General features: G+C 69.0%; 15 protein-coding genes and 3 pseudogenes. 3 read left to right on the forward strand and 15 right to left on the reverse strand.

The genetic code is table 11. From position 1 onward, the window contains the following. Positions 1-48 precede the first annotated feature (48 nt). From rsfS to rplU, 9 genes and pseudogenes are all read right to left on the reverse strand, one after another. Positions 49-420, reverse strand: coding sequence for a ribosome silencing factor (rsfS, locus tag O159_RS06790; RefSeq protein ID WP_021755007.1), 372 nt, complete (start codon positions 418-420; stop codon positions 49-51). Positions 421-466: 46 nt separating this feature from the next. Then, entirely contained in the window at positions 467-1,780 is a 1,314-nt protein-coding gene (locus O159_RS06795) for a hypothetical protein (protein ID WP_021755008.1), read from the reverse strand. Beyond that, the gene (gene nadD / locus O159_RS06800) at positions 1,777-2,379 is read right to left on the reverse strand and encodes a nicotinate-nucleotide adenylyltransferase (RefSeq protein WP_021755009.1); all 603 of its coding nucleotides are present in this window, start codon (positions 2,377-2,379) and stop codon (positions 1,777-1,779) included. The genes O159_RS06795 and nadD overlap by 4 nt, the downstream gene beginning before the upstream one ends. Positions 2,380-2,390: 11 nt before the next feature. Next, entirely contained in the window at positions 2,391-2,627 is a 237-nt protein-coding gene (locus tag O159_RS06805; RefSeq protein WP_021755010.1) for a hypothetical protein, read from the reverse strand. 58 nt (positions 2,628-2,685) lie between these two features. Then, positions 2,686-3,892, reverse strand: a pseudogene (locus O159_RS06810) (glutamate-5-semialdehyde dehydrogenase). Between the two features lie 10 nt (positions 3,893-3,902). Beyond that, positions 3,903-4,716 (reverse strand): annotated as a pseudogene (gene proB / locus O159_RS06815) (glutamate 5-kinase). Then, positions 4,713-6,257, reverse strand: a complete 1,545-nt coding sequence (gene obgE, locus O159_RS06820; protein ID WP_021755015.1) for a GTPase ObgE — start codon at positions 6,255-6,257, stop codon at positions 4,713-4,715. The pseudogene proB and the gene obgE overlap by 4 nt, the downstream one beginning before the upstream one ends. An 87-nt stretch (positions 6,258-6,344) precedes the next feature. After that, positions 6,345-6,602: a 50S ribosomal protein L27 gene (rpmA, locus tag O159_RS06825; protein WP_021755017.1), complete on the reverse strand. Its 258-nt coding sequence runs from the start codon at positions 6,600-6,602 to the stop codon at positions 6,345-6,347. 28 nt (positions 6,603-6,630) lie between these two features. After that, positions 6,631-6,939 carry a 50S ribosomal protein L21 gene (gene rplU / locus O159_RS06830; protein ID WP_043994123.1) on the reverse strand — a complete coding sequence of 103 codons (309 nt, stop codon included), beginning with the start codon at positions 6,937-6,939 and terminating at the stop codon, positions 6,631-6,633. Between the two features lie 254 nt (positions 6,940-7,193). On the opposite strand from rplU, the pseudogene O159_RS06835 reads away from it, so the two are divergent. Further along, positions 7,194-7,503, forward strand: a pseudogene (locus O159_RS06835) (DUF4031 domain-containing protein). Here O159_RS06835 and O159_RS06840 read toward each other — a convergent pair. Beyond that, a complete protein-coding gene (locus O159_RS06840; RefSeq protein WP_021755022.1) occupies positions 7,454-9,934 on the reverse strand; it encodes an Rne/Rng family ribonuclease in 2,481 nt (826 codons plus the stop codon). The pseudogene O159_RS06835 and the gene O159_RS06840 overlap by 50 nt on opposite strands. A gap of 322 nt (positions 9,935-10,256) precedes the next feature. On the opposite strand from O159_RS06840, the gene O159_RS06845 reads away from it, so the two are divergent. Then, positions 10,257-10,874 (forward strand): vitamin K epoxide reductase family protein, encoded by a 618-nt coding sequence (locus O159_RS06845; protein ID WP_021755023.1) that lies wholly within the window; start codon positions 10,257-10,259, stop codon positions 10,872-10,874. A 169-nt stretch (positions 10,875-11,043) separates the two neighbouring features. Here the strand turns inward: O159_RS06845 and ndk are convergent, their stop codons facing one another. The 5 genes from ndk to O159_RS06870 form a co-directional block, all read right to left on the reverse strand. Beyond that, positions 11,044-11,466, reverse strand: a complete 423-nt coding sequence (gene ndk, locus O159_RS06850) for a nucleoside-diphosphate kinase (RefSeq protein WP_021755024.1) — start codon at positions 11,464-11,466, stop codon at positions 11,044-11,046. Further along, positions 11,463-11,852 (reverse strand): DUF4233 domain-containing protein, encoded by a 390-nt coding sequence (locus tag O159_RS06855; RefSeq protein WP_021755025.1) that lies wholly within the window; start codon positions 11,850-11,852, stop codon positions 11,463-11,465. The genes ndk and O159_RS06855 overlap by 4 nt, the downstream gene beginning before the upstream one ends. Beyond that, positions 11,849-13,216: a bifunctional folylpolyglutamate synthase/dihydrofolate synthase gene (locus tag O159_RS06860; protein ID WP_021755026.1), complete on the reverse strand. Its 1,368-nt coding sequence runs from the start codon at positions 13,214-13,216 to the stop codon at positions 11,849-11,851. The genes O159_RS06855 and O159_RS06860 overlap by 4 nt, the downstream gene beginning before the upstream one ends. Continuing rightward, complete coding sequence (gene ileS / locus O159_RS06865; protein ID WP_043993603.1) at positions 13,213-16,503, reverse strand: isoleucine--tRNA ligase; 3,291 nt, start codon at positions 16,501-16,503, stop codon at positions 13,213-13,215. Before ileS ends, O159_RS06860 begins: the two co-directional genes overlap by 4 nt. Before the next feature lie 246 nt (positions 16,504-16,749). Continuing rightward, positions 16,750-17,364: a TetR/AcrR family transcriptional regulator gene (locus tag O159_RS06870; RefSeq protein WP_021755028.1), complete on the reverse strand. Its 615-nt coding sequence runs from the start codon at positions 17,362-17,364 to the stop codon at positions 16,750-16,752. An 86-nt stretch (positions 17,365-17,450) separates the two neighbouring features. Between O159_RS06870 and O159_RS06875 the strand changes: the two genes are divergently transcribed. After that, complete coding sequence (locus tag O159_RS06875; protein ID WP_021755029.1) at positions 17,451-18,770, forward strand: MFS transporter; 1,320 nt, start codon at positions 17,451-17,453, stop codon at positions 18,768-18,770. The last annotated feature ends 45 nt before the right edge of the window (positions 18,771-18,815 follow it).

An 18,815-nucleotide genomic window follows, 5' to 3' on the forward strand; every position in this document is an offset into this window, starting at 1 on the left:
CCAGCTTTCATGAGAGAACTCTCAGACAAAGCCGGGAACCAGCCGAGATTACTCGGCGTGCTCGGGGACGGCCACAGGGAGAACCGGGCAGTCCTTCCACAGGCGCTCGAGGCCGTAGTACATCCTGTCCTCTTCGTGGAAGACGTGGACGACGAGGTCGCCGAAATCGAGGAGAACCCAGCGTCCCTCGGACTTGCCCTCGCGGCGCAGCGTGCGGATGCCGGCCTCGTTGAGGCGGTCTTCCACTTCGGAGGCGATGGCGATGACCGTGCGCTCGACCCGGCCGCTCACCAGGAGAAAAGCGTCCGTCAGCGGCAACGGGCCCGAGACGTCCAGCGCGACGATGTCCGTCCCGCTCCTCGCGTCGGCGGCGGCCGCCGCGATCTGCAGGATGTCCCTGGCGTGCTGGGTGGCGGTCACGGGTGGCGGTCCTTCGTGCTGGGTCGGCGGGGGTGGTGAGGCGTCATCAGAACATGTTCAGCGCATAAGCGGTGACGAGGAGGCCGATGACACCCACGGCGAGGACGCCCGCGGTGATCATCAGGACGACAGGCAGAGCGTTCCCGCGCTTCTTCGGCGGCGGGATCACGCTCCGCGTGGACGTGTGCGAACTGATCGCACGCGATGCGAGAATAGGAGCGGAATCAGAGGTGTTGAACTCGTTCTCCTCACCATCGAGCAGCCGGTCGATGTCCGAGGAGTCGATGCGGTCGGGCATAGCCCCGGTCGCACCGAGCGCACGCGGCAGATCGATCGAGCCGGTGACGAGGATCTCACCGGTGCTGGTCAGAGGCAGTGTCGCATCCGACTTCGGCAGCGAGGGCAGGATCAGTGCGTTGGTCGTCGTCGCAGCGGCCGAGTGCGCGACGTTGCGCGTGGTGACCGGCTCGTTCTTCTCATCGACCCCGGACCCGGCCGACCAGTGCCCCGTGGGCGGCGTGAAGGGCTGGCGCTCCTCAACGGCTGTTGCGCCGCCATCCCCACTCTCCGGTGCGGTCGGTTTCCCGGGTGAGGGAAATGCCGGTGCGGGAGTCACAAATGCGGGAGTAGCGGGTGCGGGAGCCACCGGGCGGGATGCCCCGGGGTCGGCGGGCGCGCCGAAAGCGGTGAACGGCGAGACCGGCGACGCTGTGACGCCCGTATCCGCTTCCGGTGCCGCGAACGGCCACGCCGCCTTCTGGCCGCTGGGCATCATGCCGCCGGAGGCCGTGGCAGCGGATGGCGGCGCACTCGCTGGCGGCTCTGTGGGACGCACCGCGTCCAGGTCGGAGGTGACAGTCACCGGGAACACCGGGGCGACGCTCGGCGCGGCGCCGGTCGCGTGCTGGTTGGCTTCCTGCGCCTGAAGCATCGCGCGCAGCTCGCGGCGGGTGAGCCGCCGCTCACCCGAGCTGCCGCCCTCGTTCGCTGGCGGTACGACGGGAACCGGCCGGGTGGGCGGCGCGTCCTCTTCTGGGGCGGACGCCTGCCGGAACAGCCCGAAGGTGTTCTCGACCGGTCTCTCCTGCTCCGCGGCGGCCTCAGCGCTGGACAGCAGACTGTCGAAACCGCCCGACGCGAAAGCCGTGGGTGGGATGGTGGGCTGCTCGTCCGCGGCGAAAGGAGCCTCGGCGGACCCGGTCTCGCGCGACTGCGATCTGGCAGCAGCCGAGGACTCCCCCGCCAGGCTCGACGCGCCGGCGCCCGCACGGTGGGTCGCCGTGCGCTCGTTCTCCCGGGCCTGTCGCCGTGTGCGTGGCGGCGCGCCCGAATCTGCCGAGTGATCAGGCCACAAAGTCATGCAACGCTCCGATACAAATGGTGTTTGGAGATGTACTGGACAACCCCGTCGGGGACGAGATACCAGACCGGCAATCCCCTGCTCACCCGATCCCGGCAGCCGGTCGAAGAGATCGCCAGGGCCGGAACTTCCAACAAGTTTACGTCCTGTTGCGGAAGTCCAGAAATACTCAAGTCATGTCCCGGGCGACTCACAGCCACGAAGTGCGCGAGCTTCCACAGTTCCTCGACATCGCGCCAGCTGAGGATCTGCGCGATGGCGTCTGCGCCGGTGATGAAGAACAGTTCGGCCTCGGGCCGCTCCTCGTGGAGGTCGCGCAGAGTGTCGATCGTGTAGGTCGGGCCGGTGCGGTCCACATCCACCCGGCTCACCGTGAAGCGTGGATTCGAGGCGGTGGCGATGACCGTCATCAAGTACCGGTGCTCGGCAGGGGTCACCGCTCCCTTCTGCCAAGGGCGGCCGGTCGGCACGAAGACGACCTCGTCCAAGTCGAAGGACTGGGCCACTTCGCTCGCGGCCACGAGGTGACCGTGATGGATGGGATCGAAGGTGCCACCCATCACACCGATGCGTGGGCGGCTCTTCTCCGTCAGCTCCATGCCGAAGCGGCTCAGTGCCCCTGGGTCGGATGGCCGCTGCCGTGGTGGGCCGCGCCCGGGGCGCCGGCGTGCGCGGCCGCATCCGGGGCTGAGCGGTGGCTGTGGCGATTCGCGACGTCGCGGTAGCTGAGCGTGACGATCAGGAGCGCAGCGAAAATCACGGCCGCGATGACGCCATACACCCAGGTGGGCATCGGCAACTCGACGTGGGCCTCCGCAGCAGCGAGGACGGTTGTCAGGTGAGACATCGGTTGGTGATCCTTTCGAAGCGCGTGGCCCCGGGGCCGTTACGAGTCTAGCGAACGGTCAGCTGCGGACCTGACCGGACCCGCGGACGATCCATTTCGTGCTGGTGAGCTCCGGCAGCCCCATCGGGCCGCGGACGTGAAGCTTCTGGGTGGAGATCCCGGCTTCGGCGCCGAAGCCGAACTCGCCACCGTCGGTGAAGCGCGTGGAGGCGTTGACCATGACGACCGCGGAGTCCACTTCGTTCAGGAAGCGCTCCGCATTGGCGAGGTCGTTCGTCACAATCGCCTCGGTGTGCTGGGTGGAATAGGTGCGGATGTGCTCGGTCGCGTAGTCCGCCGCGGTCACGGGGATCGCGCCCGGCGAGTGCGGCAGAGCGATCTCATCGGCGTGGACGGTGACCCCGGCTTCGGTCAGCGCGCCCAGAACCGGAGGCAGCAACCGCTCCGCGGCCGCCCGATGCACGAGAACCGTCTCCACCGCATTGCACGCGCTGGGACGCTGCGCCTTGGCGTTGCGGACGATGTCGACCGCCCAGTCTTCGCGCGCGCTCTCGTCCAGAACGATGTGGACGACGCCCGCGCCGGTCTCGATGACCGGCACGGCCGACTGGGTGACCACGGTCTGGATGAGGCCGGCGCTGCCGCGTGGAATGAGCACGTCGACGAACCCGCGGGCCTGCATGAGCCCGTTCGCGCCTTCGCCCGAAGTCGTCGATCGTCTGCACCGCGTCCGCAGGGAGTCCCGCGGCGGCCAGAGCCCCCTGGATCACGCCGACGAGAACGCCGTTGGTGGCGATCGCGGCGCTGCCGCCGCGCAGCACCGCCGCATTGCCGCTCTTCAGAGCGAGCGCCGCGATGTCGATGGTCACATTGGGTCTGGCCTCGTAGATCGCGCCCACCACGCCGAACGGGACGCGGATCTGGGCGATCCTCACTCCATTCGGGAGGGCGCTCCCCCGCACCGTCTGGCCGACGGGATCGGTGAGCGCGACGATCTCAAGCACGGCGTCCGCCAGTCCCCGCAGCCGCGCGGGGGTGAGCGTCAGCCGGTCGAGCAGTCCGGCCGAGAGCCCGTTCTCCCGCCCGTTGGCAAGGTCGACCGCGTTGGCCGCCAGGATGCTGTCCGCCGCGGCGAGCACGCCCTCGGCGATAGCGCGCAGGGCGGCATCCTTCTCGGCGGTGGATGCGATGGCCAAAGCGATCGAGGCGCGCTTGGCGGCGGAGAGCCGGTCGGTCAGCGAGACCGCGGTGGAGGTCGGCGACATATGCCTCATCCTAGGACGCCGAAGGGCTTTCCGCGGCCGTCTCCGGCGCCGGCGCGAACCAGGTGCCGACCGGCTCCCCGCGAAGCGCATCCACCACGAGCGAAGTCGCGGTGAGCACCACCGCGGTGCCGTGCTCGGCGGCCTGAGGGGTCGCAGAGACCTTCGTCAGTGCGCCACCGGTGCCGACTCCGGAGGGGCCGGCCGAGCCGATCTCGACACCCTCCAGCTGGTCGCCCCAGCCGACATGCGCGATCCGCTCGGCACCGGATTCCTGCGGGGGCTTGGTGTAGAGCGCGTCCACATCGGAGAGCAGCACCAGCAGATCGGCCTCGACCAGCTTCGCCACGAGCGCGGCGAGGCGGTCGTTGTCGCCGAAGCGGATCTCGTGCGTCGCAACGGTGTCGTTCTCGTTGACGATCGGCAGAATGCGCAGATCGAGCAGCCGCTCCATCGCCCGTTTCGCATTGCTCCGGTGCGTCGGATTCTCCACATCGCCCGCGGTCAGCAGCACCTGACCGGCGACGATGCCGTACCGGTCGAGGCTGTCCTGATAACGGTAGATGAGCACATTCTGCCCGACCGCGGCAGCTGCCTGCTGAGTAGCGAGATCCGTCGGACGCTTCGTGAGGGAGAGGTAAGGGACGCCCGTCGCGATCGCGCCCGAGGAGACGAGGACGACCTGCGAACCGCGGCCATGGGCCTCGGCCAGAGCGTCCACCAACGGGCCGATATGGCCTGCGTTCTCGCCGCTGATGGAATGAGGAGCCCACCTTCACAACGATGCGCCGGGCGGAGGTGATCTGGCCGCGGTCGTCGATGGTCATTCCCTGCCTGTCTCCTCGCTCCCGCCGCGAACGGCCACGTCGTCGTCCTTCCAGAGGCCGGCCTCGCGCTCGCGGAGGAGTTCCGCACGGGCCTCGGCTTTCGCGTCCATGCGATCGAAGTAGTCTTCCCGCCGCTGAGCGCGCGTCGGACGCGCGTTCGCACCGATGCGCGCATCGGTGCCGCGCGGGGAGGAGATCAACTCCGCCGTGGAGGTCAGCGTCGGCTCCCAGTCGAAAACGACGCCGTTCTCGCGTCCGATGACGACCGTCGAACCGGCGACGGCGCCGGAGCGCACCAGCTGATCCTCGACGCCCAGCTTCGCCAGCCGATCGGCGAGGTAGCCGATCGCCTCGTCGTTCTGGAAGTCGGTCTGGGCCACCCAGCGCTCGGGCTTGACGCCCAGAACACGGTAGACCGGGCCGGCCGAACCGCCTTCGACCGTGACGACGAATCCCGAGTCGTCCACGGTCTTCGGGCGCACGACGATGCGCGGACGGGTCTCGTCGAGAACGGCCCGCTCCCTGCGCTCCCGCTCCACGAGCTCCGCGAGGGCGAACGACAGCGGCCTCAGCCCCTCGTGGCTCACCGTGGAGATCTCGAACACGCGGTAGCCGCGCGCTTCCAGGTCTGGGCGCAGGAAATCGGCCAATTCCCGGGCATCCGGCACATCGATCTTGTTGAGTGCGATCAGCTGCGGGCGCTCGAGCAGCGGCAGCTGGCCCTCCGGAACGGGGTAAGCGGCGAGCTCGGCCAGGATGACATCCAGGTCGCTCAGCGGATCGCGGCCCGGCTCGAGGGTCGCGCAGTCGAGGACGTGCAGCAGCGCCGAGCAGCGCTCGACGTGACGCAGGAACTCGAGGCCGAGCCCCTTGCCCTCGCTCGCGCCCTCGATCAGTCCGGGCACATCGGCGACCGTGTAACGAACATCGCCCGCCTGCACGACCCCGAGGTTGGGATGAAGGGTGGTGAACGGATAGTCCGCGATCTTCGGCTTCGCCGCCGAGAGCGCAGCGATCAGGCTCGATTTGCCCGCGGAGGGGTAGCCCACCAGCGCGATGTCCGCGACGGTCTTCAGCTCGAGGAGGACATCGCCCTCCCAGCCCGGAGTGCCGAGCAGCGCGAACCCAGGAGCCTTGCGCTTCGGATTCGACAGCGCCGCATTGCCGAGGCCGCCGACGCCACCGGGCGCGACCACGATGCGCATGCCCGGCTCGGTCAGATCGGCCAGCTCCGCGCCGTCGGACGACTTCACGACCGTGCCGACCGGAACCGGCAGTTCCAGGTCCTCGCCGGTGTGGCCGCTGCGGTGGTCGCCCATCCCGAAGCCACCGTTGCCGCTCGAGCGGTGCGGGTGCCGGTGGTAGCCGAGCAGCGTGGTCACCTGCGGGTCGGCCACGAGTACGATGTCCCCGCCGTTTCCGCCGTTTCCGCCGTCCGGTCCCGCCAACGGCTTGAACTTCTCCCGGCGGACGGAGACGCACCCGTTGCCGCCGTTTCCGGCGCGCAGATGCACCGTCACGCGATCCACGAACGTCGCCATGTGGTGCTCCTCGGTCTGATCGGGGGTGAAACGACGAATGGGCGGGCCGAAGCCCGCCCATCCTCAGGTATGAACCGTGATCGCGGCTCAGGCCTCGACGGCCACGATGTTGACGACCTTGCGGCCGCCCTTGGCGCCGAACTGAACCGAGCCCGCTGCCAGGGCGAACAGGGTGTCGTCGCCGCCGCGGCCGACATTGGCGCCCGGGTGGAAGTGGGTGCCGCGCTGGCGGACCAGGATCTCACCGGCGTTGACGGTCTGGCCGCCGAAGCGCTTCACGCCGAGGCGCTGAGCGTTCGAGTCACGACCGTTACGAGTGGAGCTCGCTCCCTTTTTGTGTGCCATGTCTTTTTCTCCTCGGGAGGTTCTGCGGCTACTTGATGCCGGTGATCTTGACGCGCGTGAGCTCCTGGCGGTGGCCCTGACGCTTCTTGTAGCCCGTCTTGTTCTTGAACTTCTGGATGACGATCTTCGGACCGCGCAGGTCTTCCAGGACCGTGGCCGTGACCGTGACCTTCGAGAGGGACTTCGCGTCCGAGGTGATCTTGTCACCGTCGACAAGCAGCACAGCGGCCAACTCGATGGTGCCGTCCTCGCCGGCCTTCACGCGGTCCATCGTCACGATGGTGCCGACCTCGACCTTCTCCTGCCGGCCACCGGCGCGCACAACTGCGTAAACCACTTTCACGTACCTTTTTCGTCGGGGAGCAGCTCCCGGCGTGACCGCGGACCTGATCCTGCTCTTTCTCGTGTTCAGGAAGTTACTGGCGAGTCGTCCCCGTCGCTTCGGACGCCGGAGGGCTCTCAGAAAACCGTGTGGATGGCCAGGCTTCACCCGACGCACACCAACGGTCAACTTTACCCGACACCACACAACCCGTCAATCTGACGAGGGGGGCCGACACCGCCGATGGGGCCGGTTCCTAGGATCATTCTATGACGGTCCTGATCGATCCCCCCGGCATGGCGCGCGCACGGCATGTTGTGGTCCCACCTGGTCAGCGATTCGTCGATCGACGAACTGCACGCTTTCGCCGCCGCCGCGGGCGTCCCGGCGCGAGCGTTCGACCTCGACCACTACGACATCCCCGACAAGCGCTACGACGAGCTGATCGCGGCGGGAGCGCTTCCCGTGCCCGGGAAGGAACTCGTCTCTCGCCTCATCGCCAGCGCACTGCGGTCGCGGCGGGCGCCGATCAGGGCTGCTGGTCGCCGTCCGCCGCGGCGAGCTCGCCCCCGGCGATGACCTCAGTGGACGCGCGGCGGCTGCGCTTGCGTCCTGTGTCCGGCGCTTTCGGCTGCGGGAACGAGTCGAGGACCGAGTCGAGCAGCAGTTCGGTTTCCACGGCCGACGTCTTCGCGGCGGGAGCGGCGTCCAGCAGGTCGACGCGGTCCGGGCCGTCGGCGGCCCGGGCGTCCCCGGCGGCGGAAGTCCCGATCTCCGCGGTCTTCTGCTCGTCGTGCTGGGCGCTCTTGCCCTTGCGGCGGCGTTTCTTCGGAGCGGGCGTCCCCTGAGCTTCCGCGACGGAGGCAGCGCCCTCCACGGCCTTCGCCCCCTCATCGGCGGCGTGGGCGTGGATGGTGGAGGCCGCGATCTGCGCGAGCGCGTTCTTCGCGTCATCGGTGATGGCATGAGTGCCGGAGCCGCTGTGCGCCGGAGCGGAAGACCCATTGCCGTTGCCACCCCGGCCGCGGCGGCGCTCGCTCTGCGGCTGCTGAGGCTGGCGGCTCTTCACAACCGGATCGTGATGCACGATCACACCGCGGCCGGCGCAGACCTCGCACGCCTCGCTGAAGGTCTCCAGCAGGCCGAGGCCGAGCTTCTTGCGGGTCATCTGCACGAGGCCGAGCGAGGTGACCTCGGCCACCTGGTGCTTCGTGCGGTCGCGGCTCAGGCACTCGATCAGGCGGCGCAGCACGAGGTCGCGGTTCGACTCGAGCACCATGTCGATGAAGTCCACGACGATGATGCCGCCGATGTCGCGCAGCCGGAGCTGGCGCACGATCTCCTCGGCCGCCTCCAGGTTGTTCTTGGTGACGGTCTCTTCGAGGTTGCCGCCCGAGCCGACGAACTTGCCGGTGTTGACGTCCACCACGGTCATCGCCTCGGTGCGGTCGATGACGAGCGAGCCGCCGGAAGGCAGCCAGACCTTGCGCTCCAGCGCCTTCTCGATCTGCTCGGTGATGCGGTGCTCGTCGAACGCATCGCGCTCACCGGTGTAAGCCTCGACGCGGTCGAGCAGATCGGGCGCGACCTGGCGCAGGTAGCTCTCGATCGTCTGGCGCGCGTTGTCCCCGGCGATGACGAGCTTCTGGAAGTCCTCGTTGAAGACATCCCGGATGATCTTGATCAGGAGGTCGGGCTCGCTGTGCAAGAGCGCAGGCGCCTGCTGGGTCTCGTTCTGCCTTGAGATGTCCGCCCACTGCGCGGTGAGGCGGGTCGCATCGAGCGTCAGCTGCTCCTCGGTCGCCCCTTCGGCGGCCGTGCGCACGATCACGCCAGCGCTCTCCGGGAGCACCTCTTTGAGGATCTTCTTGAGACGCGAACGCTCGGTGTCCGGCAGCTTGCGGCTGATGCCGTTCATGGAGCCGTTCGGCACGTAGACGAGGTAGCGGCCCGGCAGCGAGATCTGGCTGGTGAGCCGGGCGCCCTTGTGGCCGACCGGGTCCTTCGTGACCTGGACGAGCACACGGTCTCCGGGCTTCAGCGCCAGCTCGATACGGCGCGGCTGGTTGCCGGTCTCCATCGCATCCCAGTTGACCTCGCCGGAATAGAGCACCGCGTTGCGGCCACGGCCGATGTCGACGAACGCCGCCTCCATGCTCGGCAGCACGTTCTGCACCCGGCCCAGATAGACATTGCCGATCAGCGACGCCTCCTGCGAACGGGCGACGTAATGCTCGACCAGGACCTTATCCTCCAGGACGCCGATCTGGATGCGGCCGTCCTTGGACCGGACGATCATCTGCCGGTCGACGGACTCGCGTCGCGCGAGGAACTCGGCCTCGGTGATCACAGGACGGCGGCGGCCTGCGTCGCGGCCGTCGCGGCGGCGCTGCTTCTTGGCCTCCAGGCGCGTGGAGCCCTTGACCTTCTGCGGCTCGGTGATGAGCTCTGGCTCCCGCGGCGCGCGCACCTTCACGACGGTGCTGGCGGGGTCGTTCGCGTCGGAGCGGCCCGGCTCGCCGGCACGGCGGCGCGAACGGCGGCGGACGGTGGCCGAGGGCTCCTCCTCGCCATCGGGGAGAGGGGGCAGCGGAATGATCTCCGGCGCCTGGAAGAGGAGGGCCGTGGACGGCAAACCCGGAGCGGCCGAGAAGAGCGTCGCATCGGCTTCCGGCTGCCCGCCGTGGGGCTCCGGCAAGGCGGGCGGCTCGTGGGCGGCGACGGGAGCGGACAGGCCAGTGCCCGGTTTCGCCGCGGCTTTCCTGTCCGCGGTCGCCTTCTTCTCTGCCGGGCCGGCCGAGTCCCCGGGAACCGGCAGCGTCTCGGCGTGCCCGGCCGCTGCGGCGGCCTCGGCCGATTCAGCGGTGGTCGCCGTCGTCTCGCCCACGCCCGTGGGGAGAGCGGATCGTCCGGCGCGGCGGTTTCCGAAGATCCCGCGGCGCTTGCGTCCGGTGCCGTCCCCTTCCGTGCTCGTAGCGTTCGTGTTGTCGATATTCTCGTTTTCCACCATTGCTGGTGCACTCCTCGACCGGCGGCGGTCGCCCGCTCGCCGGGTACTCTCCGTCGGGGCGGCGCAGGCGCTCCCCCGTAATCCTTGTCGGACGCGGTCGGCTCGTGGCGCGGCCCGCATCCAGCTCACTGTCTTCGCCGGCCAGCGCGGCCGGCCATTGTCACGGGACGCACCGTGCGTCCGTTCAAGCCTTCAATCGGCGTCTCCCGGTGCTTCCCAGGACGACTACCCAACGATTATCGCACGGCCACGACCCCGACGCCGTTAGCGCCGGACCGCCGGTCTCAGTCGGTCCCTCGATGCGCATGTCATAATCCAACTTGTGTCAGACTCCACTGCGCCGGCGGCCTATCGCCGCCCGACCGCCCTCGCCGTCCTTCTCATCGCAGCCGGAGCCGTCGGCCTCTGGGGAGCCTTCATGCTCATGCTGGACAAGCTGCATCTGCTGGAGAATCCCGACGCGCAGCTCTCCTGCAACCTCAGCGTCTTGATCGGCTGCAGCAAGAACCTGAACGCCTGGCAGGGGTCCCTTCTCGGCTTCCCCAACCCGATCATCGGCCTGGGCGGCTGGACCGCCGTGATCGCAGTCGGAGTCGGCCTCTTCGCCGTGAAGTCGCGCTTCGCCCGCTGGTATTGGCTCACCTTCAACGCGGGCATGGCGCTGGCGCTGGCGCTGGTCGTCTTCCTCATCACCGAGTCGCTGACCACACTCAACGTGCTCTGCCCGTGGTGCATGGTCACCTGGGCCGCGACCATCCCGATCTTCTGGTCGGTGACTCTCTACAATCTCAAGGAGGGCAACATCCCGCTGCCCGAGCGCGGACGCCGAATCTTCGAGATCCTTTACGGTTGGGTGCCGCTCATCACCGTGCTCTCCTACACGGTCGTCGCCTTCCTGGCCCAGATTCAGCTCGACTGGATCAATCGCGCCTTCGTCTAAGCCCGTCCGGAGCCGAGGCGAACCAGGGATGTCCTCCGTTCTCGGCTCCGAGCGGGGCCAAATGCGACGAAGGGAGGAGATTCCGGCCAGATCGGCCGTGATCTCCTCCCTTCGTGCGCGGCCTATGCGGCGCGAGACTGCCGAGGGCGGAGCGGGGAGAGGTAAGGGCTCAGCCGAACCAGAGAGCAAGCTCGCGGGCCGCGGATTCCGGCGAGTCGGAGCCGTGGACGAGGTTCTGCTGCACCGTGAGACCCCAATCGCGAGCGAGGTCGCCGCGGATGGTACCGGGGAGCGCCGTGGTCGGGTCGGTCGCTCCCGCCAAAGAGCGGAAGCCCTCGATGACCCGGTCGCCGGCGAGGCGGATGGCGACGAGGGGGCCCGACTCCATGAACCCCACCAGCGGCTCGTAGAAGGGTTTGCCCTCATGCTCGGCGTAGTGCTTGGCGAGGAGTTCGCGGTCGGCCTGCACCATCCGGATATCGACGAGGGCGTAGCCTTTGGCCTCGATGCGGCGCAGGATCTCGCCGGTGAGGTTGCGGGCGACTCCGTCGGGCTTGACGAGGACGAGGGTCTCTTCGACGGCGGTGGTCATGGGGTCTCCGTTCCAGTTGGTGATCGGTCGAGGCGGGCGGAAACGATCATGCAGTAGGTCCACATGGCCGTGAAGATCGCACCCACGATGAAGAAGGCGGGGACGAGGAAACCGGCGGCGATGACGATCAGCTGGACGAGCCAACCCAGCCACACGCCGACGGAGGCGCGGAGGAGGCCGATCGCGACGATCATGAGCGCGACGACACCGGCTCCCCCGCCGAGGGCGACGGCGGGCGGGAGCGCGCCGAGGCCGGAGACGACGAGCGCGCCCAGGAAGACGATGATCAACTCGAAACCGAGGACGATCGAGCCGAGGCTCTCGCGGAGGGAGCGGCGACGGCGGGCGCGACCAACCGGGGGCTCCTGCTCTCCGGCCGCGCTCACGTGGCGGCCTCCTTCCAGCCCTGCTCCTCGGCGTACGCCATCGCAGCGCCGACGAGAACGATGGAGCCGGTGACCACGACGGCGCGGCGCTCCCGCTCGCCCGCCCACTCGCGGGCCGCTTCCAGCGCGTCGAGCGCGTCGGAGAAGACGATGGCCGCTTCCTCACCGGCCTCGTCGCGCACGATGTCGCCGAGCTCCTCGGCGGGGAGTGCGCGCTCGGAGGCCGGCTCTGTCACGAAGTACTGCATCGCTCGCGGGGTGAGCGCGCGGATGATGCCGCGTGCGTCCTTGTCGCCGAGGCTGCCGACGACGAAGGCGATCTCCTCGAAGTCGAAATACCGCCCGAGCACCTCCGCGAGCGACTCGGCGCCCGCAGGGTTGTGCGCCGCATCGACCAGGATGCTCGGCTCGATGCCGATGAGCTGCAGCCGGCCCGGCGACGTGGCCGTGGCGAAGCCTTCCTCCACCAGCTCGGCCTTGAGCGGCGGTATGCCACGGCCGAGGAACGTCTCGACGGCCGCCACCGCCACCGCCGCGTTCTGAGCCTGGTGGTCTCCGTACAGCGGCAGAAAGACATCCTCGTAGGTCGCAGCGCGCCCGCGCACCGTCACGAGCTGCCCGCCGACGGCGACACGCGTCCTGACGACGTCGAAATCCCGCGGCTGCTGCATGAGGGTGGACTCGGTGAGCTGCGCCGCCTCCTCCAGCTCGGACAACGCTTCGGGAGGCTGCGCCGAGGTCACGACATCCGCCGTCGGCTTGATGATCCCCGATTTCGTGCGGGCGATCTCCCGCACGGTGCTGCCGAGCTGCTTGGTGTGCTCGAGCGAGATCGGGGTGAAGACCGCCACCTGCCCGTCGCCGACGTTGGTGGAGTCCCACTCCCCGCCCATCCCGACTTCGATGATCGCGACATCCACGGGGGCGTCAGCGAATGCCGCGAACGCGAGCGCTGTCAACGCCTCGAAGAAGGTCAGCGGGGCTTTGCCCTGCTGATCCAGTTCCGCGTCCACAAGCTCCAGGAACGGGCGGATGTCCTCCCAGGTGCGCACCAGCGCCTCATCGCCGATCGGCTCGCCGTCGATCACGATGCGCTCATTGAAGCGCACGAGGTGCGGGCTCGTCATCAGTCCGGTGCGCAGACCGTAGGCGCGCAGAATGCTCTCCGTGACGCGGCTGGTCGAGGTCTTCCCGTTGGTGCCGGTGATGTGGATGATCGGGTACGCCCGCTGCGGGTCGCCCAGCAGCTCCACGGCGCGACGGGTCGCATCGAGACGACGCTCGGGGGCCCCCTCGCCGATGCGGGCCAGCAGGGCCTGGTAGACGGCCTCCGCTTCGTCCCTCAGCTCCTCGTCGTCGCTCACTCGTCCGCCTCCTCGATCGTGGTGATGCCCACCGTGAAGTCGCCCGCGTTGGCGAACTGCCCGGCGCCGAACGTCTTCACGAACGCACCGGTCGCCGCCGCGACCTCGACGGTCCGTGCGAGCGTCTCGCTCGCGATGTCGACCTCGGTCGCGAGGCCGAGCGCGCGGGCGTCGTCGCCGTGCTCGAACGAGAGAGTGAGGGCGATGCGGTCGCTGACGTCCAGGCCGGCGGCCTTGCGGGTGTCCTGCACGGCGCGGACGATGTCGCGAGCCAGGCCCTCGGCCTCCAGCTCCGGTGTGAGCGCGGTGTCCAGTTCGAGGTACACGCCGTTCTCGAACCGTGCGGTCGGCGCGGAGATCACGACGGCGAGCTCGTACTCGCCCGGCTCCAGTTCGACGCCGCCGGCGGTCACGACGCCGTCGGCCTCCGACCAGTCACCGCTCTTGGCGGCGCGGATGACCTCTTGGACCCGCTTGCCGATACGGGGGCCGAGCTGGCGGGCGTTGACGGTCAGCGCCCGCTCGACCCCGCTGTGCTCGCCCTCGACCAGGCGGACGGCCTTGACGTTGAGCTCATCGCGCAGGATGGCCTCGAACGGCGCCAGGGCGGCGGCGCCCTCCGCAACGACCGTGAGGGAGGCGAGCGGGAGCCGCACCCGGAGCCCCGCCTGTTTGCGCAGCGACAGCGCTGTGGAGCTGATCGCGCGCACCCGGTCCATCGCCGCCACCAGGGCGTCGTCGGCCGGGAGCTCGGCGGCGTCCGGCCAGTCGGTGAGATGGACGCTGCGCCCGCCGGTCAGATCCTTCCAGATCCGCTCGGTGACCAGCGGCAGCAGCGGTGCGGCCACGCGCGTCAGGGTCTCAAGCACCGTGTACAGCGTGTCGAACGCCTCAGCGCCGGCGCCCTCCCCATCCACACCCGCCCAGAACCGGTCTCGAGAGCGGCGCACATACCAATTGGTGAGCAGATCGGCGAAGTCTCGCAGCTTCGCCGAGGCGAGCGTCGAGTCGAGCGCGTCGAGGTCGACGGTCACAGCCTCCACGAGATCGCGGGTCTTGGCCAGCAGGTAGCGGTCGAGCACAGCGGTGGATGCCGTGGACCGCTTCGCCTCGTACCCCGTCGCATTGGCGTACAGCGAGAAGAAGTACCAGGTGTTCCACAACGGCAGCAGCACCTGACGGACGCCCTCGCGGATGCCCTCTTCGGTCACGACGAGGTTGCCGCCGCGCAGCACCGGGCTCGACATGAGGAACCAGCGCATCGCATCCGATCCGTCGCGATCGAACACATCGTTGACGTCCGGGTAGTTCCGCAGCGACTTCGACATCTTCTGGCCGTCGTTGCCGAGCACGATGCCGTGGCTGATGACGTTCGTGAACGCGGGCCGGTCGAACAGCGCGGTCGAGAGCGCGTGCAGCAGGTAGAACCAGCCGCGCGTCTGCCCGATGTACTCGACGATGAAGTCGGCGGGATTGTGGGCGCCGAACCAGTCGTTGTTCTCGAACGGGTAATGCACCTGGGCGAACGGCATCGACCCGGAGTCGAACCACACGTCCAGCACGTCCGGGATGCGGCGCATGGTCGAGCGCCCGGTCGGGTCGTCCGGGTTCGACCGGGTGAGGTCGTCGACGAACGGCCGGTGGAGGTCCGGCTCGCCGTCGGCGTTCAGCGGCATGCGGCCGAAGTCGCGCTCCAGGTCTGCGAGCGAGCCGTAGACATCCACTCGCGGATAGTCCGGATCGTCGCTCTTCCACACCGGGATGGGCGAGCCGAAGTACCGGTTGCGGCTGATCGACCAGTCGCGGGCGCCCGCCAGCCACTTGCCGAACTGGCCGTCCTTGACGTTCTCGGGCACCCAGGCGATCTCCTGGTTGAGGTCCACCATCCGGTCGCGGAAGTCGGTGACGCGCACGAACCAGCTGGAGACCGCCTTGTAGATGAGCGGGTTCCGGCACCGCCAGCAGTGCGGGTACGAGTGCTCGTAGCTCGCCTGGCGCAGCAGGCGGCCGTCCTCGCGCAGCAGCTTGGTGAGCGGCTTGCCGGCCTCGAAGACCTGCAGGCCCGCGACGTCCTGGACCGCCGGCAGGAACCGGGCGCCGTCGTCCACCGAGATGATGACAGGGATGCCGGCCGCCTCGCAGACGCGCTGGTCGTCCTCGCCGTAGGCCGGGGCCTGGTGGACGATGCCGGTGCCGTCCTCGGTGGTGACGTAGTCGTCGACCAGGATCTGCCACGCGTTCTGCGTGCCCCAGGTCTCGGTGTCGGCGTAGTAGTCCCACAGCCGGTCGTACGTGACGCCCTCGAGCTCGCGGCCGGGGATGGTGCGCGTCACGGCGGCGCGGGCCGCCTCCGGCGAGCCGTAGCCGAGGTCCTTGGCATAGTTGCCGACCAGGTCGATCGCGAGCAGATACTCCCCGCTCAGCACCTCCTCGTCTCCTCGCCCGTGTACGTCGGCCGCGCCGTTCGGACCGGCGGGCACCACGGCGTACTGGATGTCGGGGCCGACCACCAGCGCCATGTTCGTCGGCAGCGTCCAGGGCGTCGTCGTCCACGCGAGCGCCCGCACGCCGGTCAGCCCGAGCGACTCGGCCTTCGCCCCGGTCAGCGGGAAGGTGACCGTGACGGTCTGATCCTGCCGCATCTTGTAGACGTCGTCGTCCATCCGCAGCTCGTGGTTGGACAGCGGCGTCTGATCGCGCCAGCAGTACGGCAGCACACGATAGCCCTCGTAGGCGAGCCCCTTCTCGTGCAGCTGTTTGAACGCCCAGATCACCGACTCCATGTAGGTCGTGTCGAGCGTCTTGTAGCCGTTGTCGAAATCGACCCAGCGCGCCTGGCGGGTGACGTACTGCTGCCACTCGCGCGTGTACCTGAGCTCGGAGTCCTTCGCGGCCTGGTTGAAGGCGGCGAGGCCCATCTCCTCGATCTGGCTCTTGTCGGTGATGCCCAGCTGCCGCTCGGCCTCCAGCTCGGCAGGGAGACCGTGGGTGTCCCAGCCGAAGCGGCGCTCGACCTTCTTGCCACGCATGGTCTGGTAGCGCGGGAAAACGTCTTTGGCGTACCCCGTCAGCAGATGGCCGTAGTGCGGCAGGCCGTTGGCGAAGGGGGGGCCGTCGTAGAAGACCCACTCGGGAGCACCGTCGCGGTTGTCGATGGTGGCGCGGAAAGTGCCGTCCCGGTCCCAGAACGCGAGCACATCCTCCTCGATCTCCGGGAACACCGGCGAGGGGGTCACGGGCTGAGCCTCGGGCTCCTGGCCCTCCGGCGCGGATAAGGGGTACGGCATTTCTCTCCTGGCAGTCGTCGCTGTTGCGCACGAGGACGCCGGTCGCTGTCGCGACCGTCGCGGTACCACCCCGCTTGCCCCCTCCAGCCACGATGCCGGATGAGGCCACTCATTCACCGGCTGTGACGGGCCGCACCCGTTCGGTTCTACTGAGCGGGCCGCCCCGCTGTTCTTCCGAAGACTCGCCGGTGATGGCCGGGTCGATGTCTGTGCCGTCCATTCTAGCCCGTGCCGCGGGGACGGCGGTCAGGCGGAGGGGAGCGCGGTCGAGTAGCCCCGGCACACTGGCTCGACGGCCTCCCGCACCAGCGGCGCCAGCGGCCCTCGGCCGACCCCCGCTCGGGCCCACATCCCCACCGCGGCGACACCCGCGCCCACGACGGCCGCCGCCGCGGTGGGGGGCAGCAGCCCCTCCACGTCATCCCCCGTCCGCGCAGCGATCGCCGCCGCGACCTGTCGCACCACCTCCAGAAAACGCGGCAGCGCAGACGCCTGAAGTTCGGCGTCCGTCCCCATCAATTCGACCTGGGTGACGGCCAGCGGCAACCGGCCAGGGCCGAATCCCTCCGCGAGCCGGAGCACGGCGATCAGCACGGCGTCCATCGGCGGGATGCCCGCGTCCGGCGCGGCGAGCAGCTCCGGCAAGCCCTTGAGCGCCTCGTCGACCTCCAGCCAGAGCAGGTCGCTCTTCGACGCGAAGTAGTTGAAGAAGGTCGCCCGGCTCACACCCGCCCGACGTGCGATGTCGTCCACTGTCGTTCCCGCGTAGGTCTGTTCCAGGAACAGCTCGGCTGCGGCCTCGGCCAGCATCGCGCGCGAGGAGGCGCGCGGACGGCCGGACCCGGAATTCCTGGTGTTCATGCGCTGTCTCCTCCCGCTTGATGCTGTCTCCTCGCGCTTCGCTTATTATGAGACCCGGTTCCGCTATCCCCGCCAGAAAGGCGACTTTGACTTCCACCGCCACCCCCATCGCCGGCGGCGCCGAGCGCCCGGACCTCCCACCGGGAACCGCCCGCCGCGTCACCATCGCGTCCTTCGTCGGCACCGCCCTCGAATCGTACGACTTCTCCCTCTACGCCTTCTTCGCCGCTTTCTTCGCCGGGCCGCTGTTCTTCGCGCCGCTCGGGGCGTTCGGCGGTGTGCTCGCGGGCTTCCTCGCCATCGCGGCGGGGTACGTCATCCGCCCGGTCGGTGCGATCCTCTTCGGCCACCTGGGCGACCGGATCGGGCGGCGGCCGGTTCTGCTGACGACGATCCTGCTGATGGGCGTGAGCACCGGTCTGGTCGGCGTGCTGCCCGCCTATGCGGCCGCGGGATGGTTCGGCGGCGTGACGCTCGTCGTCCTGCGGCTCGTGCAGGGGCTCTCGCTCGGCGGCGAATGGGGCGGCTCCATCCTGCTGGCGACCGAGTACGCGAACCCGAAGCGCCGCGGGTTCTCCGCGGCCCTCCCCCAGCTCGGATCGCCGGTGGGGAGCATCCTGAGCGCTACCGTGTTCATCGTGCTGACGGTCGCGCTGCCGAGCGCCGACCTCGCGGCCTGGGGCTGGCGCATCCCGTTCCTGACGGCGTTCCCGCTGCTCCTCGTCTCCCTCTACCTGCGCTGGTCGCTCGAGGAGACGCCGGTGTTCAAGAAGCTGCTCGAGACCGGCCGGCGCGAGCGCTTCCCGGTGATCGAGGTTTTCCGCAAAGCGCCCGCCGGCTTCGCGCTCGCGGTCGGCGCGGGAGTGCTGGGCATCGGGTCGTACTCGCTCATGAACACCTACATGGTCGACTACGGCACGTCCGTCCTGAGATTCTCCTTCGGGGATCTGCTCATCGCCACCACGATCGGCGGCCTGCTCCAACTGGTCGCCATCCCGCTGTTCGGCCTCTGGGCCACCCGGATCGGCTCAGCGCGCATCGTCGCCATCGGCGCGGCCGGGACGCTGCTCATCGCCTTCCCGATGTACTTCGTGCTCCAATCGGCGACCTTCGGGGTGCTCGTCGGCTCGATGATCGTCGGCGGCGTCCTGCCCACGCTCGCCTGGGCGGGGCTCGGCGGGCTGATGGCTGATCTGTTCCCGAGCGAGGTGCGCTACAGCGCGCTCTCGGTCGCGTACAGCATCGCGGCGCTCCTGACCGCGTTCGTGCCCCCGCTGACACTGCTGCTCGGCAAGGCGACCGGCAACGCGTGGTGGCATCCGGGCATCGTCCTGGCTGTCATGTCGGGGATCTCCCTGCTCTCGGCGTGGGCCGCATCCCGGCGCCAGCCCCTGATCGACGCCTGAGGCCGCCCGCCGCCCCGGGGACGGTGTGCGCTAATCTTGACGACG

The sequence above is a fragment of the Leifsonia xyli subsp. cynodontis DSM 46306 genome (assembly GCF_000470775.1).
Taxonomy (GTDB): Bacteria; Actinomycetota; Actinomycetes; order Actinomycetales; family Microbacteriaceae; genus Leifsonia; species Leifsonia cynodontis.

Coding starts and splice junctions, on each gene's coding strand:
- ileS (WP_043993603.1), bottom strand. CDS start 16,503: ATGCCGTACCCCTTATCCGCGCCGGAGGGCCAGGAGCCCGAGGCTCAG.
- ndk (WP_021755024.1), bottom strand. CDS start 11,466: ATGACCACCGCCGTCGAAGAGACCCTCGTCCTCGTCAAGCCCGACGGA.
- obgE (WP_021755015.1), bottom strand. CDS start 6,257: ATGGCGACGTTCGTGGATCGCGTGACGGTGCATCTGCGCGCCGGAAAC.
- O159_RS06870 (WP_021755028.1), bottom strand. CDS start 17,364: ATGAACACCAGGAATTCCGGGTCCGGCCGTCCGCGCGCCTCCTCGCGC.
- rpmA (WP_021755017.1), bottom strand. CDS start 6,602: ATGGCACACAAAAAGGGAGCGAGCTCCACTCGTAACGGTCGTGACTCG.
- O159_RS06795 (WP_021755008.1), bottom strand. CDS start 1,780: ATGACTTTGTGGCCTGATCACTCGGCAGATTCGGGCGCGCCGCCACGC.
- O159_RS06840 (WP_021755022.1), bottom strand. CDS start 9,934: ATGGTGGAAAACGAGAATATCGACAACACGAACGCTACGAGCACGGAA.
- nadD (WP_021755009.1), bottom strand. CDS start 2,379: ATGGAGCTGACGGAGAAGAGCCGCCCACGCATCGGTGTGATGGGTGGC.
- O159_RS06805 (WP_021755010.1), bottom strand. CDS start 2,627: ATGTCTCACCTGACAACCGTCCTCGCTGCTGCGGAGGCCCACGTCGAG.